The organism is Amycolatopsis sp. BJA-103 (genome assembly GCF_002849735.1).
GTDB lineage: Bacteria > Actinomycetota > Actinomycetes > Mycobacteriales > Pseudonocardiaceae > Amycolatopsis.
In genome coordinates this window covers 8,394,950-8,411,488 of sequence record NZ_CP017780.1, presented here as the reverse complement: position 1 = coordinate 8,411,488, position 16,539 = coordinate 8,394,950, and the positions used below count along the sequence as shown (strand labels likewise).

The window sequence follows — 16,539 nt, the reverse complement described above, 5'->3', positions numbered from 1 at the left end:
ACCGCTGCTGGAATCGAGCGGAATCCTTCATCGCAGTACCGAGCTGATCGGCACGATCGTGCCGTCGGGGATCCATTGCCCCGCGTAGTTCCGGTCGGCGATCATCCCGACGGCGTGCGGCTCGCCCGGGTACATCGGCATGGCGTTGACCTGTGCCGCCGCGAAGATCTGGACGTCGCCGTTCAGCGACTTCCACTGGTCGCCCAGCCAGTTCCGGAATCCGCCGAGCGTCGGGCTTTCGCCACCGAAGGCGTTGCCCGCGGCGACGGCGAAGCTCACGGCGACCTGCTCGCGCGGGTCGAACCTCAGCGGGAGCGAGGAACTCGCGACGGAGTTGACGATCGGCCCGTTGAGCAGCCAGGGCGCCAGGTACAGGCCGTACTGGTGGGTCGGCTTGAGCCGCTGGGACTCGGCCGCGCGCGTCATCGCCGTGTAGCCGCCCGCCCAGCCGGACACCACGACCAGCGCGGTGTTCGGGCCCGCCTCGGCCTGCACCGGGAGCCCGGAGCGCGCGGCGGTCTCACGGACCAGCTTCGCGGCCGCCACACTGCGCGGCGAAGTGTCCTCGACGAGGGTGAGCGCGGATGGCTTGCGCGCGGCGAGGAACTCGACGAGTTTGACGAGCGAACCGCTGTCCTCGCCCGAAAGCGCGTCCGCGGGACACGAGGTGAGGACTTCGCGGCGGTCGGCGATCAGGCCGCCCAGCGCGGCCGAAGCGCACTCGGGCGCGTCCGCCTCCAAGATGGTGGGTCCTTCTTCTTCGCCCGCGTCGACCTCGATCGTCGTCTTCTCCCCGCCGCGACTGATGATCAGCTCACTGCGGCCCTTCGGCAGGTCGACTTCGGCCCAGGTCCCCTCGGCCCCGGGACGCACGATGGCCTTGCCGATCAGGCCGCCTTCGATTCCGGCGGACAGCTCGTCACCCGCGCTCGCGGGGAAATGGACGAGGTTCTTGCCCGGCCGCTGCGGGCTCACCAGCACCGGGAACTGACGCTCGCCGACGGACGCCTCGGCGAGCAGAGCGACGCCGGGAATCGGCAGGGCGGCCGGTTTCGGGATGGCCGCGAGGGCGCTCCACGCGACGAAACCGATGGCCACGGCGGCCGCGCCGAAGCGGTAAGCACGCGTGGATTCCTTACCGGAGAGGAAGAATCCGGCGACAACGGTGGCGACGACCGGCAGTACGGCGATCACCAGCAACGTGACGCCGAAGAGCGTTTCGTAGATCCGGCGGCCCAAGCCGAGTCCCGAGGAGAACAGCTGGACCGCACCCGCGACGACGAGAAGTCCGCCCAGTGTCAGGGAAAGCGGGCCGAGCCGGAAGTTCGTCTGTCGCCACTGGTCGGCGGGCACCCACCCGGAGAGAACGGTGACGCCGAACCACAAGGCCGCCGCGGCGACGTAAACGGTGTCGATGGCGAATTCGACGCCCGTCCGCCCCAGCGAGGTTTCGAGCACCACCAGCGCGGCGAGCGCGAGGGAGGCCCAGCGTCCGGCGGACGGCCACCGGACGAGGACCGGGATGGCCAGCGCGAGCACGAGATGCATGATCAGCGCGATGACGTTGACATCGGTCGCGAAGGCGGAAACCGCCGCGAGGACCGCGGAAACCCCGCCGAGCACGGCGATGGTGAGGTTCAGGCGCTTCGGCAGTTCGCCCACGAGCGGGCGCAGAATCCCGGTACCGGCGAGGAAAGCGGTCGCCAGCAGGAGGCCGAGCCGAAGCAGGACGAGGGCGATTTCGACTCCGGCGGAACCCGAACTCGCCGGTATGACGTGGTGATCCATGGGGACCTTCTCCGAACATGTCGGCGGGGTCGTGGGTGGCGGAGTGTGCCCACCACCCACGACCTTCCGCGCCGAGCAGGGTTACTTGAGATCCGCGTCAGCCACGACGAAGAGTTCCGAGTGCGGCTTGGCGTTGCCGAAGGACCCGTGTGGCCAGGTCTTCCGGTTGAAGTTGATCCCGACCTGTCCGGTGAACTCGTCCCGGAAGTTCTGGTCGACCGCGAGCTTCCCGTCCTGGGCGAGGTTCAGCAGGTTGACCTTGTGGTCACCGTCCAAACCGGACCGTGCGACGAAGTAGTTCGACACCGCGAGGTGCTGCGGCTTGTCGGTCTCGTGGTAGTAGCCGTCTTCCCCGAGCACGAAGTTGTCGTACGCGCCCCAGTGCGGTCCGCCACCCGAGGTACCCGGGTTGATCGCGGCCGCGCCGACGACGGTCGGCAGGTCGCCGCCACCGCCCTGCTGGGACTTTTCCTTCGTGTCGATCCGGCCGTTGATGTTCTCGACCTTGTCGCCCGCGGCGAGCAACTTCTGGATGTCGAGGATGTACACGCCACCGGTGGTGCCGGGGTCGTCCGGGCCGAGCGCGCCCTTCGACCGTCCGGTGATCGCGCGGTAGAGGTACTTGTCGTCGGGGCTGGTCTGGATCCAGCCGCCGTTCGACCCGCCACCGTTGGAGTCGTTGTTCGGGTGGATCGCCTTGTTCGCGGCGCCGTCGTCGAACACCTGGATCCAGTGCGGCTCCTTGGCGGTGATGTCCGGCGTGTAGAACACCGCACCGCCCTGCATGGTCTGGGCGAACGCGCCCTTGTGACCGGGCAGGTTGGTCACCGTGGTCTCCATGACCGCGCGGCTTTCGGCGTGCAGCGGGTCCGCGGGATCGGCGCGCGGGCCGTCCGGCAGGTACGAGACAGCCTTGAGCTTCGGCTTGTTGCGGTCGGAGATGTCCCACGTGCGGACGGTCGGCCGCCGCAGGTACGGCGACGGCTGCTTCACCGGGTCGAGAATGATGTTGCGCGGCTCGGCGTAGTCACTGGTGACCAGGGTGTTGAGGTCCTCGCGCGCCTGGATGCCGTGCGGGTTGGCGCAGGTCGGCTTGTCCAGCTGCGGGAGGTTGTCGCACAGCTTCTTGTTGTCGCCCTGCGGCGTGGCCGCCGGGGACTCGGAGAGCACCTGTGCGTTCTGGTCGAAGCGGACGACCTCGCCGGGGCTGCCGGCGAAACCGTTGCCCACCACGGTGGAACCGTTGGCGTAGGTGTGCGGGCCGGGAACGACCGGGCCGCCCATGTACGTGCCGTACGCGGTGCCGTCCTTGAGCACCCAGTACGCGTCCGGCACGGAACCACCGAGGGTCTGGGTCGGGAGGCTGACGCCCTTGAGCTTCAGTTTCGGCAACGCGGAGACGTCGAAGGCGTACGTCGCGGCGGCGAACAGCGCGCCGGCGTAGATCGTGTCGCCCTTGTGCCACACGTATTGCATGTGGTGCGGCTCGTTCTCGACGAGCGGCCCGACGGTGGCGGTGTTGACGACCTTGCCGTAGGTCGGCGAGCCCTGCGTCGCGTCGATCACGGCGAGGAAGTCCGGGCCGGGTAGCGCGTTCTTGATCTTGTTCAGGCCGCCGCCGAGTGAACCCGGCAGGTTCTTGATGTCCTTGACCAGGGTGTCGGCGATGTTCTCGTCACCGGCCCAGACCAGCAGCCACTTCTTGCGCTGGCCGTCGGCACTCCGGGACGCCGCGACATCCTTGGACACCAGGTGGTTCTGGACCCAGTACTCCTTGCCGTCGGCCGCCTTCTTCGCGTCCTTGACGACCTGGACGTCGGCGTACGCACTCGTCGCGGAACCGGTATAGGTCACCGTGCCCACGGCGAGCGCCGCCGCCATGGCGCCAATCACCACTTTTCGCCACTTGGGCGAGTTGGATAGCATTCTTTCTCCCTGTTTTCGCTACCGAAGCGCCAGACAATTGGCACACCTCTCCCCTCTTTCGCGCAGGCGTCACCGACACGGATCAGGGGAAAGCAATCAACCGCCGGTTCGAGCAGGGAACCGTTGCGGCACAGCGGAAAGCGTCAGCGCACGAAGAACAGGCGCATCCGTTTCGGATACGCGAATTCATTGACGACGCGACGAGCCGGAATAGATCAGGAATCCATACACAGCGCGCTTGCTTGCTGCCGCAAGTCAACGTGCCGGCGCCACACCAAGGCGACTGGGGATTGCATGGGCGAAATACTCGTGTGAAGCCGCCCGAGTGTCAATCTCGTGATCAAAGAATGGGACATGCCACGGTCGAGTGAATTTCCCACGATGCGGATACGCCATTAGGCCGAACGGGTGGCAATATTCCGAGCACTGGGAATTAGGCCACCTGGCGGCACTACTACAGGTCACAACGGCCCAGTAACCTGCGTCCGGCGAACACTGGGCCGTTATGATTTCGTTATGCGATCCGGGGAACTCTGGTGGATCCGCAGGTCCACGAGGCCCTTGGAGGTTCGCCGATGTCGCGCCGACGATCCTGCACGAGATCCGGTACCGCGGGCAGCACAACTTCGTCGGCCGGAAGATCGACGGGTACGTACGACCGTTCCGGCAGGCCGCGGAGGGGCCGCGCACGGCGCAACGGCGGCTGCTGCGGCGGGGCTACATGCTCAAGATGTACGACTGCTACCGGCCGCAGCGCGCCGTCGACCATTTCGTCCGGTGGGCCGAGGACCTGTCCGACGAGAAAATGAAGGCGGAGTTCTATCCGAACGTGGCGAAGGACCGTTTGTTCGCCGACGGGTACATCGCGGAGAAGTCCGGGCACAGCCGCGGGAGCACGGTGGACCTGACGATCGTGAGGCTGCCGCAGCGCCCCTTTCGGCCGGGCGAGGCGCTGAAGCCCTGCTTCGCGCCGAACCGGTTCCCGGACAACATGGTCGACATGGGGACCGGGTACGACTGCTTCGACACGCTCTCGCACACCGACGATCCGCGGGTCATCGGCGAGGCCCGAACGAACCGGCAGCTGCTCAAGGGCACGCTCGCGGCGGCCGGGTTCCGGAACCTCGCCGAGGAGTGGTGGCACTACACGTTCAACGGGGAACCCTTCCCGGACACCTACTTCGACTTCCCCGTCTCCCGGCACTCCCTGACCTGCACTTCTCCCATCCCGGATCGCGTTTAGCCCGCGAAACGCAAGTCGCGCCTCCTCACCAGCCGGATCGCGATTAGGGGGCTAAACGCACGTCGGCGGTGGGTCAGGCGGGGCCGCAGAGGGCTTGCAGCTTGAGGGCGGCCAGGGCGTCGTCGATGGGGTGCGGCGTTCCCTCGGCGTCCGGCTTGGCCCACCTCACCAGGTTCATCGCGGCGGAGAACTGCCGTCCGCCGTCGGGGCGGGTCCAGGCCATCGTCAAGGCTCCCCAGACCGTGCCGTCGTGGCCCCAGAAGGTGCCGTGACCGGGGATCTCGGTCTTGTACAGGCCGAGGCCGTAGTCGAGCAGCCGCCCGTCCTGCGCGATGACCGGGACCGTGTGCTGCATCTGCGCCAGCGATGACGGGCTGACGATCTCGCCGCCGAGCAGCTTGCCGTAGAAGCGGTTGAGATCCTCGACGGTCGAAATCAGGCCCGCGCCGGTCATCACCCAGGACATCTCGTAGACGCTGTAGTCGCGCGGCGGATCGATCGCCCCGAACAGCGCCTCGTATATCCGCGAATGTGGCTCCTCGATCCTCGGACCGACGGGAAACCCGGTATGCGCGAGCCCAGCCGGCTCGATGACGGAGCGAGCGATGTGCTTCTCGACCGGGGTGCCGGTCACGTGCTCCAGGAGCTCACCCAGGAGCAGGTAGTTCGTGTTGGAGTACACCCCGGGAGTGCTTCCCGGCTCGCCGGTGGCGGGTGCGCCGACGCCCATCTCGATCAGCTCGGCCGGGCGGAATTGCCGGAACCGGTTGTCGTCAAGGCTCCCGGGAGCGAGTTCCTTGAGCGACGGGAACGCGTACGGCAGGTATTCGGCGAGGCCACTGGTGTGGTTGAGCAGCATGCGGACCGTGATCCGGCGGCCGCGCTCACCGGGGACCAGCCGCGGCAGGTAGTCACCGATCGGCGCGTCTAGCCCGATCCGCCCGCTCTCGACTTCCAGCAGAACCGCGGCGGAGACGAAGGTCTTGGTGATGCTGCCGACTCGCTGCCGCATACCCGTCTCGACGGGACGGCCGGTTTCGAGGTCTGCGACTCCGGAGGCGCCGCGCCAGACCTGCTCGCCCGCGCGTACTTCGGCGAACACACCCGGCACGCCTGCCCGGTGGACACCGTCCAAAGCGGACCGCAGCTCCGCGGGGTCGAGGCCCGTGTTCTTGTCTGTCGCTAGGGGTTCCATGTCGACCATCCTTTCGATCGACAGTCCCGGGATCGCCCGCCATCCGTCGCGCATCCAGGCGGATACCGCACCGATCGTCGCCCCTGCCTCCGGATCGCGATTAGCCCGCTAAACGCAAGTCGCGCTCCCCCGCCACCGGATCGCGATTAGAGGGCTAAACGCACGTCAGTCCTCCCACGGCCGGATCGCGATTAGCCCGCTAAACGCAAGTCGCGCTCCCCCGCCGCCAGATCGCGATTAGGGGGCTAAACGCACGTCGTGCGGGAGGGAGGAGCGGAGCGTGGGGAAAGCAAAGCGCCCCCGGCCGGAGGCCAGGGGCGCTTTGGTGGAGCGTGAGTGGATCAGCGGAAGTCGCGGCCGAAGTCGTAATCGTCCAGCGGAACCGCGGCACCCGGGGTGGAGCCGAAGACATCCGGGGTGTAGTAGCCGTCGTCGTAGGACGGGATCGCGTAAGCGGCGACCCGCGCCTCCTCGGTCGGCTGCACCTGGATGTTGCGGTACTTGTTGATCCCGGTACCGGCCGGGATCAGCTTACCGATGATCACGTTCTCCTTGAGGCCCACGAGCCTGTCCGAACGGCCGTTGATGGCCGCGTCGGTCAGAACACGCGTGGTCTCCTGGAACGAGGCCGCCGACAGCCACGAGTCCGTGGTCAGCGAGGCCTTCGTGATCCCCATCAGCACCGGGCGACCCGAAGCCGGCTCGCCACCCTCGGCGACCGACGCACGGTTCTTCGCCTCGAACTTGGTCCGCTCGGGCAGTTCGCCCGGCAGGAAGTCCGTGGCACCGGAGTCGATGATCGTCACGCGGCGCAGCATCTGCCGCACGATGACCTCGATGTGCTTGTCGTGGATCGACACACCCTGCGCCCGGTACACCTTCTGGACCTCGTCCACCAGGTGCATCTGCGCCTCGCGCGGCCCCATGACCCGCAGGACCTCGTGCGGGTCCGGCGTGCCTTCGAGCAGCTGCTGACCGACGTTGACGCGGTCACCGTCGCCCAGCGGGCCGTTCGGGGTGTTCGCGAGCCGCTGACGCTTGGACAGCTTGTCGAAGACGATCTCTTCGCTGCCGTCGTCCGGGATCAGCGTGATCTTCCAGAACCGCTCGCTCTCCTCGATGCGCACACGGCCATCGACGTCGGCGATCGGCGCCTTGCCCTTCGGGACCCGGGCCTCGAACAGCTCCTGGACACGGGGCAGACCGGTCGTGATGTCGTCACCGGCGACACCACCCTGGTGGAACGTACGCATCGTCAGCTGCGTACCCGGCTCACCGATCGACTGGGCCGCGACGATACCCACGGCCTCGCCGACGTCGACGAGCTGACCGGTCGCCATGGACCGGCCGTAGCAGGTGGCGCAGATACCGACGGCCGACTCGCAGGTCAGCACCGAACGCACCTTGACCTTGGAGATCCCGCTCGAGATGAGCTTGTCCAGGGCCGGGTCGCCGATGTCGTCACCGGCGTTGAGCACGACGTTGCCCTTGGCGTCGACCGCGTCGGTCGCCAGGTTCCGCGCGTACACGCTGGTCTCGACGTGCTGGTCACGCAGGACCTTGCCGTCGCCGATGTCCTCGCCGATCGGCATGTTGATGCCGCGGGTGGTGCCACAGTCGACCTCGCGGACGATGACGTCCTGCGACACGTCCACCAGACGACGGGTCAGGTAACCCGAGTCGGCGGTACGGAGCGCCGTGTCCGCCAGACCCTTACGGGCACCGTGCGTCGCGATGAAGTACTCCGCCACCGACAGGCCTTCACGGAAGTTGGCCTTGATCGGACGCGGGATGTACTCACCCTTCGGGTTCGACACCAGACCACGCATACCGGCCAGCGACCGGACCTGCGTCATGTTGCCCGCCGCGCCCGACTTCACGATCATCGCGATCGGGTTGTCGTCCGGCAGCGCCGTCTCCATGATCTTGTGGACCTCTTCGGTGGCCTGCGTCCACACCTTGACGAGCTCGTTGTTGCGCTCGGTGTGCGACAGCTGACCACGCTGGTACCGCTTCTCGACCTGGTCGGCCTTGCCTTCGTACTCGTCCAGAATGGCTTTCTTGCCCGTCGGGACCAGCACGTCGGAGATCGCGACCGTGACGCCCGAACGGGTCGCCCAGTAGAAACCGGCGTCCTTCAGGCGGTCCAGGGTCTGCGCAACCTGCGTCATCGAGTACCGCTCGGCGAGGTCGTTCACGATCAGGGCCTGACGCTTCTTCGGCATCGGCTCGTTGATGAACGGGTAGTCCGCCGGCAGCAGCTCGTTGAACAGCACGCGACCAAGGGTGGTCTCGGCCAGCCAAGCCTTGCCCGGCTCCCAGCCCTTCTCCGCGAGCGCCGCTTCGTCGGCCTTGGCGGGCTGACGGTCGATGATGCGGATCTTGACCGGGGCGTGCAGGCTCAGCGCCTTGAGGTCGTACGCCATGATCGCTTCGGCGGGCGAGGAGTACGCGTTGCCGGCACCCTCGGCCTTCTCGGTGAGACGGGTCAGGTGGAACAGACCGGTCACCATGTCCAGACGCGGCATGGCGAGCGGGCGGCCCGACGCCGGCGAAAGGATGTTGTTCGCCGACAGCATCAGGATGCGGGCCTCGGCCTGCGCCTCCGCGGAAAGCGGGAGGTGCACGGCCATCTGGTCACCGTCGAAGTCCGCGTTGAACGCTTCACAGACCAGCGGGTGCAGCTGGATGGCCTTGCCTTCGACCAACTGCGGCTCGAAGGCCTGGATGCCGAGGCGGTGCAGGGTCGGCGCACGGTTCAGCATCACCGGGTGACCGGTGATGACCTCTTCGAGCACGTCCCACACCTGCGGGCGCGAACGCTCCACCATCCGCTTGGCGGACTTGATGTTCTGCGCGTGGTTCAGGTCGACCAGCCGCTTCATGACGAACGGCTTGAACAGCTCGAGCGCCATGTCCTTCGGCAGACCGCACTGGTGGAGCTTCAGCTGCGGGCCGACGATGATGACGGAACGGCCGGAGTAGTCGACACGCTTGCCGAGCAGGTTCTGACGGAACCGGCCCTGCTTGCCCTTGAGCAGGTCGGACAGCGACTTCAGCGGGCGGTTACCGGGACCGGTGACCGGGCGGCCGCGGCGGCCGTTGTCGAACAGCGCGTCGACGGCCTCCTGCAGCATCCGCTTCTCGTTGTTGACGATGATCTCGGGCGCGCCGAGGTCGATCAGCCGCTTCAACCGGTTGTTCCGGTTGATGACCCGGCGGTAGAGGTCGTTCAGGTCGGAGGTGGCGAAGCGGCCACCGTCGAGCTGGACCATCGGGCGCAGGTCCGGCGGGATCACCGGGACGGCGTCGAGCACCATGCCGCGCGGGTCGTTCCCGGTCATCTGGAAGGCCGCGACGACCTTGAGCCGCTTCAGCGCGCGGAGCTTCTTCTGCCCCTTGCCGTTGCGGATGGTGTCGCGCAGGTTGTCGGCCTCCGCCGAGACGTCGAACTCGGCGGCCAGCTTCTGGATGGCCTCCGCGCCCATGCCGCCGGTGAAGTACTCGCCGTAGCGGTCGATGAGCTCGCGGTAGAGCAGCTCGTCGGCGATCAGCTGACGGACGTCGAGCTTGGTGAAGGTCGTCCAGACCTCCTCGAGACGGTCCAGCTCGCGACCGGCGCGGTCACGCAGCTGACGCATCTCGCGCTCGCCGCCTTCCTTGACCTTGCGGCGGACGTCGGACTTGGCGCCCTCCGCCTCCAGCTCGGCCAGGTCGGCTTCCAGCTTCTGCGCCCGTGCCTCGATGTCCGCGTCACGCTTGGTCTCGAGGTTCTTGCGCTCGACGCCGATCTCGTTCTCGAGGGTCGGCAGGTCGTTGTGCCGCAGCTCGGTGTTCACACCGGTGATCACGTAGGCCGCGAAGTAGATGATCTTCTCGAGGTCCTTCGGCGCCAGGTCCAGCAGGTAGCCGAGGCGGGAAGGAACACCCTTGAAGTACCAGATGTGGGTGACGGGAGCGGCCAGCTCGATGTGGCCCATCCGCTCACGGCGCACCTTGGCGCGGGTGACCTCGACGCCACAGCGCTCGCAGATGATGCCCTTGAAGCGGACCCGCTTGTACTTACCGCAGTAGCACTCCCAGTCCCGGGTCGGGCCGAAGATCTTCTCGCAGAAGAGGCCGTCCTTCTCGGGCTTGAGCGTCCGGTAGTTGATGGTCTCCGGCTTCTTGACCTCACCGAAGGACCACTGACGAATGTCGTCGGCGGTGGCGAGACCGATGCGGAGCTCATCGAAGAAGTTGACGTCCAGCACGTCTTTGCATCCCCTTGGGGTTGAGTCGACTAGAGGGGTTGGCGGTCGAGGCGGGACCCACGGGAGGCAGGCCCCGCCTCGGACAGCCGTCAGTGCACGACGTCGTCCACCGAGGGCGACTCGTTGCGGGACAGGTTGATGCCGAGGTTGGCGGCGGCGCGCTCCAGGTCCTCGTCGTCGGAGTCGCGCATCTCGATCGCGGCGCCGTCGCTGGACAGCACCTCGACGTTGAGGCAGAGCGACTGGAGCTCCTTCAGGAGCACCTTGAACGACTCGGGGATACCCGGCTCGGGGATGTTCTCCCCCTTGACGATCGCCTCGTACACCTTCACGCGGCCGACCACGTCGTCCGACTTGATGGTGAGGAGCTCCTGCAGGGTGTATGCGGCGCCGTACGCCTGCATCGCCCAGCACTCCATCTCACCGAAGCGCTGGCCACCGAACTGCGCCTTACCACCCAGCGGCTGCTGCGTGATCATCGAGTACGGACCGGTGGACCGGGCGTGGATCTTGTCGTCGACGAGGTGGTGCAGCTTCAGGATGTACATGTAGCCGACCGCGACCGGGTACGGGTACGGCTCGCCGGAGCGGCCGTCCAGCAGCGTGGCCTTGCCGTTCTGCTTCACCATGCGCTCACCGTCGCGGTTCGGCTTGGTGGCACCGAGCAGGCCGGTCAGCTCGTCTTCCTTGGCACCGTCGAACACCGGGGTGGCGGTGTTCGTGCCGGGGTCGACGTCGTACAGCTCCTCGTTGAGGTTCTTCGCCCAGTCGGGGTTGCCCTCGATCTTCCAGCCCTGCGACGCCAGCCAGCCCAGGTGGAGTTCCAGGACCTGGCCGATGTTCATACGACGCGGGACACCGTGGGTGTTCAGGATGATGTCGACGGGCGTGCCGTCCTCCATGAACGGCATGTCCTCGGCGGGAAGGATCTTGCCGATGACACCCTTGTTCCCGTGGCGGCCGGCGAGCTTGTCGCCCGGCTGGATCTTCCGCTTCTGGGCCACGTAGACGCGGACCAGTTCGTTGACGCCCGGGGGCAGTTCGTCGTCGTCCTCGCGCGAGAACACGCGGATGCCGATGACCTTGCCGGTCTCGCCGTGCGGCACCTTCAGCGAGGTGTCGCGGACTTCACGGGCCTTCTCACCGAAGATCGCGCGGAGCAGGCGCTCTTCCGGGGTCAGCTCGGTCTCACCCTTGGGCGTGACCTTGCCGACCAGGATGTCGCCGTCGCGGACCTCGGCACCGATGCGGATGATGCCGCGCTCGTCGAGGTCGGCGAGGACCTCCTCGGAGACGTTCGGGATGTCCCGGGTGATCTCCTCGGCGCCCAGCTTGGTGTCGCGGGCGTCGATCTCGTGCTCCTCGATGTGGATCGACGTGAGCACGTCGTCCTGCACCAGGCGCTCCGAGAGGATGATCGCGTCCTCGTAGTTGTGGCCCTCCCACGGCATGACCGCGACGAGCAGGTTCTTGCCGAGCGCCATCTCACCGTTCTCGGTGGACGGGCCGTCGGCGATGACCTGACCCTGCTCGACCCGGTCGCCCTCGTTGACGATCGGGCGGTGGTTGAAGCAGGTGCCGTGGTTGGAGCGACGGAACTTGTACAGTCCGTAGCTCTTCCGCGTGCCGTCGTCGTGCATGATCGTGATCAGGTCGGCCGAGAGCTCCTCGACGACACCGGACTGCTCGGCGACGAGCACGTCACCGGCGTCGACCGCGGCGCGCAGCTCCACACCGGTGCCGACGTACGGCGCCTGGTTGCGGAGCAGCGGAACGGCCTGACGCTGCATGTTCGCGCCCATCAGCGCGCGGTTCGCGTCGTCGTGCTCGAGGAACGGGATCATCGCCGTCGCGACCGAGACCATCTGTCGCGGCGAGACGTCCATGTAGTCCACGTCGAGCGGGTCGATCAGCTCGACCTCGCCGCCCTTCTTACGGACCAGGACGCGGTCTTCGACGAAGGTGCCGTCGTCCGAGATCGGCGCGTTGGCCTGCGCCTTCACGAACCGGTCTTCCTCGTCCGCGGTGAGGTAGTCGACCTGGTCGGTGACACGGCCCTCGACGACCTTGCGGTACGGGGTCTCGATGAAACCGAACGGGTTGACCCGCGCGTACGAGCAGAGCGAGCCGATCAGGCCGATGTTCGGGCCTTCCGGCGTCTCGATCGGGCACATGCGGCCGTAGTGCGACGGGTGGACGTCACGGACCTCCATGCCGGCGCGCTCACGCGACAGACCACCGGGGCCGAGGGCGGACAGACGACGCTTGTGCGTCAGCCCCGACAGCGGGTTGTTCTGGTCCATGAACTGCGACAGCTGCGAAGTACCGAAGAACTCCTTGATCGCCGCCACGACGGGACGGATGTTGATCAGGGTCTGCGGCGTGATCGCCTCGACGTCCTGCGTGGTCATCCGCTCACGGACGACGCGCTCCATCCGGGACAGACCCACGCGGATCTGGTTCTGGATGAGCTCGCCGACGGTGCGGAGACGACGGTTGCCGAAGTGGTCGATGTCGTCGGTCTCGACCGGGATGGTCTGGTCGCCGATGGTGACCTTGTCCTCGCCCGCGTGCAGCCGGACCAGGTACTCGATCGTCGAGACGATGTCCTCTTCGGTCAGCGTCCCGGTGTCGTACGGCGTGGTGAGGGCGAGCTTCTTGTTGACCTTGTACCGGCCGACCTTGGCGAGGTCGTAGCGCTTCGGCTTGAAGAACAGGTTCTCCAGCAGCGTCTGCGCGCTTTCCTTGGTGGGGGGTTCGCCCGGGCGCAGCTTGCGGTAGATGTCGAGCAGCGCCTCGTCGGTGCCGGCGGTGTGGTCCTTCTCGAGGGTGGCGAGCAGCGTCTCCGAGAAGGAGAAACGCTCGCGGATCGCCTCGGTGGTCCAGCCCAGCGCCTTCAGCAACACGGTCACCGGCTGGCGGCGCTTGCGGTCGATGCGGACGCCGACGGTGTCGCGCTTGTCGACGTCGAACTCGAGCCAGGCACCCCGGCTCGGGATCACGCGGACGTTGAAGACGTCCTTGTCGGTGGTCTTGTCGACACTGCTGTCGAAGTACACACCGGGCGAACGGACCAGCTGGGACACGACGACACGCTCGGTGCCGTTGATGACGAAGGTGCCCTTGTCGGTCATCACCGGGAAGTCACCCATGAAGACCGTCTGGCTCTTGATCTCGCCGGTGTTGTTGTTCACGAACTCGGCGGTCACGAACAGCGGGGCCGCGTACGTCATGTCCTTGTCCTTGCACTCCTCGACGGAGGCCTTGACCTCGTCGAAGCGCGGGTCGGAGAAGGACAGCGACATGGATCCGGAGAAGTCTTCGATCGGCGAGATCTCGTTGAGGACCTCTTCCAGGCCGCCGACCGGGTTTTCTTCACCTTCTTCGACGCGGCGTTCGAACCACGCCTCGTCGCCGGTGAACCATTCGAAAGACCTGATCTGCACGTCGAGCAGGTTCGGGGTGCTGAGCGGCTCGCGAATCTTTGCGAAGGAGACCCGTTTGGGGGCTCCCGGGATTCCCGTGGACTCCGAGCGAGATACAGCCGAGGTGGTCGCAGCAGTGGCCTGGTTCGCGGGAGAGACTGCCAAGATGCGTCCTTCCGGGGACAATGAGCGGTGAGCAGCCGCGTCAGCAACAGCTGATGCGGACTGTCAAGGGTGCCGTGTGCCCACTATCCTAACTACCGGCTCCGGGCAGCCTGAAAGAGGGCAGCGCAAAGAAGCAGTCTAGCCCGAACGTCACGGTATGTCCAGGGGGCGCTCCTGACGGGGCCCAGCCTGCGTCGCAACGTCTTCAGGTATGCCTCTCCTCGGCCTCCCCGTGGCTGTCCCTCCCGCAAGGGCGCCGCCGGTTCTCACCGTTGGCAGTAAGCGTGACCCCACAGGGGCTCTGAGTCAAGATGCCGCGCGGTGGTCCCGCCGGTTGGCGCAGCGTGGAAGAGGTTCCGCGCGGGGGCCTTCACAGGACGATCATCCTGGTTACCGACCGGTACCCGCAGGTGACGGCGTTGGGGCGCCGACCTGCGTTTAGCGGGCAAATCGCGACCTGTCCGGCGGGGTGTACCGGAGAGTCACCGGGTCGGGCGGGGGCACTCTGGGGCCTGTAGGGGCCTGTGGCGGCTGTGGCCGGTGGGTTCGTTGGTGCAGCACACAGGGAGGGGCTCAGATCGCGTTTAGGGGGCTAAACGCGACGCGTCCTGGGGGTCGCAGGTGGGTGGCGGGGCGGGGCTGGGAGTGTGCGTCGCGGTTCGGGTCGCCGCGTCCGGCTCTGGCGAGCACGGCGCTCGCGCGTGAAGGCCCCGGCTCAGCCGAGGAAACTCGCCCCTCACGACCACCCCGACCGATGCGGCACCGGCGCCCCGCCCGTCCGGATCGCGTTTAGCCCGCTAAAGGCGCCGGGGCCGGTCACGGAGGGGCGGAGAGCCGTGAAGGCCTCCTTGAGGGACTCAGGGTCCCTCAAGGAGGCCTTCACGGACCGGACCGAGCGGGGGGTGACCGGATCGCGATTAGGGGGCTAAACGCAGGTCGCTACTTGGAGGGGGCCGGGGAGGCAGGAGGGGCCGAGGATGCGGCCGGGTTGGGCGGAGCGGCGTAGGTGTTCATCGCCGTGATCTTCCACTTGTCGCCCTGCAGCTCCGCGTTCAAATGCAGCTGCGCGCTGCCGGCGGTGGTCTTGTTCGTGTCGGCCCGCGTCGAACTCTGGTCGACGAACACCATCACGTCGGCCCGTTCGCCTTCCAGCCGGATGACGGCACTGCGGGTGACCTTGCAGGTCACGACCATCTTCTGCTGCGGAGCCAGCCGCTTGACCTCGCCCATCAGCAGGTTGTACTTCGCCCGCACGTCTTCGTTGACCAGCAGATCGCCCGCCGCGGTCTCGGTCTTCGCGATGTTGTTGTAGTCGTACGAGAACAGCGCCTCGGTCGCCTTCGCGACCTGGTCCTTGACCTGCGCGGTCTTCGCGACGTCCAGCAGCGCCGTGTTGTCCGTCGAGCCGGACACCTCGTCGGCCTGGATCTTGAAGAGCACCGCGGTCGCGGCCAGCAGCAGCCCGACGACGACCAGCGCGCCCGCCAGGATCAGCTGGCGGGAGCCCGGCTTCTTCTCGGACTCAGAAGACTCCGAAGACTCGGACTCCTCGGAAGCGACCTCGGCTTCGGCCTCTTCGATGTCGTCCGGCTTCGCCTCGGCGGCCGCGCGGGTCTTCGCCCGCGGGCTCGGCTTCGCGACGACCTCGTCTTCAGGAGCCTCGACAGGCTCCGCAGAAACCTCTTCAGGCGCCTCTTCGGGAGCCTCGACAGCCGCCACCTCAGGCTCGACCTCAGGCTCAGCAACGTCCTCAGCGACCTCAGCAACCTCGACAGGCTCAGGCGCAGGACGCGGAGCAGGCCGCGGCGACGGACGGCGAACCGGTGCCGGCTTCGCCACCGGCGTTTCGTCGACCTCGACCTCCACCTCGGCGGCGGAAGCGGGAGCCTCGTCGGCGGGAGACGCGCCTGGCCGGCGCAGACCGGCCACCCGGGGGCGGCGCACCGGCGGAGTGCTGCGAGGGGGCTGGCGGCGGGAGGGGGGCACTACGAGGCTCCGTTCTAGGTGACGCTCTTACTGACCGGCCGCGACGAGGGGCACGTTGTCGATCCCGGACAGCTTCCACTCATCGCCGACCCGGGTCATCGAGACCTCCAGGCGCAGCGCCTTCGAGCTCGCCTTGTCGCCCTGGGTGACCTGGGTGGTGATGGCGGCGAGGAAGCTCGCCTTGCCCTCGTGGTCGTCGAGTTCCTCGACGGCGATGTCCTGGATCGTGGTCGCGACCTTGGTCTTCGCGTCGCCGAGTGCCTTGCGGTAGGTCGGCTCCAGCTGGGCCAGCTGCTGGCCCATCTTGTCGTCGGAGACGGCCTTCTGCCGGTTGAAGAACTCGTCGAGCTTCTCGAAGTCGACCTCGGTGTACGCCTTGATCGCGGTGCCGCCCGCCTTGACGACGTCGTCCCGCGAGCGCGCCAGGTCGGCGTTGTCGTCCGAAGCGGCTACCGCCCACTGGACACCGAAGATCGCCGCGGCGACGAAGGCCGCCAGAGCGAACGCCGCCGCCCCCAGGACCAGGGTCCGCGATCGAGAAGAACTCATGACACTCCA

General features: G+C 67.1%; 8 protein-coding genes. 1 reads left to right on the top strand and 7 read right to left on the bottom strand.

The genetic code is table 11. From position 1 onward, the window contains the following. Positions 1–27: 27 nt before the first annotated feature. The gene (locus BKN51_RS37910; RefSeq protein ID WP_101612155.1) at positions 28–1,788 is read right to left on the bottom strand and encodes a hypothetical protein; all 1,761 of its coding nucleotides are present in this window, start codon (positions 1,786–1,788) and stop codon (positions 28–30) included. 81 nt (positions 1,789–1,869) lie between these two features. Next, complete coding sequence (locus BKN51_RS37905; protein WP_101612154.1) at positions 1,870–3,669, bottom strand: hypothetical protein; 1,800 nt, start codon at positions 3,667–3,669, stop codon at positions 1,870–1,872. Positions 3,670–4,219: 550 nt separating this feature from the next. On the opposite strand from BKN51_RS37905, the gene BKN51_RS37900 reads away from it, so the two are divergent. After that, positions 4,220–4,957 (top strand): M15 family metallopeptidase, encoded by a 738-nt coding sequence (locus BKN51_RS37900; RefSeq protein ID WP_101612153.1) that lies wholly within the window; start codon positions 4,220–4,222, stop codon positions 4,955–4,957. 73 nt (positions 4,958–5,030) lie between these two features. Here the strand turns inward: BKN51_RS37900 and BKN51_RS37895 are convergent, their stop codons facing one another. The 5 genes from BKN51_RS37895 to BKN51_RS37875 form a co-directional block, all read right to left on the bottom strand. Then, on the bottom strand, positions 5,031–6,152 hold the full coding sequence (locus BKN51_RS37895; RefSeq protein WP_233223086.1) for a serine hydrolase domain-containing protein: 1,122 nt from the start codon (positions 6,150–6,152) through the stop codon (positions 5,031–5,033). A 341-nt stretch (positions 6,153–6,493) separates the two neighbouring features. Further along, positions 6,494–10,405 (bottom strand): DNA-directed RNA polymerase subunit beta', encoded by a 3,912-nt coding sequence (locus BKN51_RS37890; RefSeq protein WP_101612151.1) that lies wholly within the window; start codon positions 10,403–10,405, stop codon positions 6,494–6,496. An 89-nt stretch (positions 10,406–10,494) separates the two neighbouring features. Continuing rightward, positions 10,495–13,995, bottom strand: coding sequence for a DNA-directed RNA polymerase subunit beta (gene rpoB, locus BKN51_RS37885; protein ID WP_101612150.1), 3,501 nt, complete (start codon positions 13,993–13,995; stop codon positions 10,495–10,497). 939 nt (positions 13,996–14,934) lie between these two features. Then, on the bottom strand, positions 14,935–15,924 hold the full coding sequence (locus BKN51_RS37880) for a hypothetical protein (protein WP_168214641.1): 990 nt from the start codon (positions 15,922–15,924) through the stop codon (positions 14,935–14,937). 84 nt (positions 15,925–16,008) lie between these two features. Beyond that, positions 16,009–16,530, bottom strand: a complete 522-nt coding sequence (locus BKN51_RS37875; RefSeq protein ID WP_101612148.1) for a hypothetical protein — start codon at positions 16,528–16,530, stop codon at positions 16,009–16,011. Positions 16,531–16,539: the final 9 nt, after the last annotated feature.

Coding starts and splice junctions, on each gene's coding strand:
- BKN51_RS37910 (WP_101612155.1), bottom strand. CDS start 1,788: ATGGATCACCACGTCATACCGGCGAGTTCGGGTTCCGCCGGAGTCGAA.
- BKN51_RS37905 (WP_101612154.1), bottom strand. CDS start 3,669: ATGGCGGCGGCGCTCGCCGTGGGCACGGTGACCTATACCGGTTCCGCG.
- BKN51_RS37900 (WP_101612153.1), top strand. CDS start 4,220: ATGATTTCGTTATGCGATCCGGGGAACTCTGGTGGATCCGCAGGTCCA.
- BKN51_RS37895 (WP_233223086.1), bottom strand. CDS start 6,152: ATGGAACCCCTAGCGACAGACAAGAACACGGGCCTCGACCCCGCGGAG.
- BKN51_RS37875 (WP_101612148.1), bottom strand. CDS start 16,530: ATGAGTTCTTCTCGATCGCGGACCCTGGTCCTGGGGGCGGCGGCGTTC.